This window comes from Gilvimarinus gilvus (assembly GCF_030518155.1).
Classification (GTDB): Bacteria; Pseudomonadota; Gammaproteobacteria; order Pseudomonadales; family Cellvibrionaceae; genus Gilvimarinus; species Gilvimarinus gilvus.
The window spans coordinates 1-379 of the sequence record NZ_JAULRU010000845.1; the positions used below are offsets into that span (position 1 = coordinate 1).

Annotated in this window: 2 protein-coding genes; both read right to left on the reverse strand. The window is 53.3% G+C overall.

Features of this window, described 5'->3' with window-relative positions:
* The coding region (locus QWI17_RS23525; RefSeq protein WP_368045384.1) for a bL17 family ribosomal protein at positions 1–112 on the reverse strand (112 nt) is incomplete at its 3' end.
* Positions 113–154: 42 nt separating this feature from the next.
* Positions 155–379: DNA-directed RNA polymerase subunit alpha C-terminal domain-containing protein (locus tag QWI17_RS23530; protein ID WP_302724985.1), on the reverse strand; the 225-nt coding region annotated here is incomplete at its 5' end.

The following is a 379-nucleotide window of genomic DNA, read 5'->3' on the forward strand; positions in this document are numbered from 1 at the left end:
GGGTGGTTTTGATCAGCTCGTGCTCGATCAACGACACTGCCATGTTCTGGAACATAGCCTTGCGGTGAGAGCTGGTACGGCTCAGGTGACGTCCACTTTTACGATGACGCATGATTCATTCCTTACCAAACACTACGTTCGGTGATTACGACGATCAGGCGGTCGCCTTGTCGTCTTTCTTAAGACTTGCAGGCGGCCAGTTGTCGAGGCGCATGCCGAGAGACAGACCACGAGAGGCCAGGACGTCCTTGATTTCAGTCAGGGACTTCTTGCCGAGGTTAGGAGTTTTCAACAGCTCTACTTCGGTACGCTGAATCAGGTCGCCGATGTAGTAGATGTTCTCCGCCTTCAGGCAGTTGGCCGAACGTACAGTCAGTTC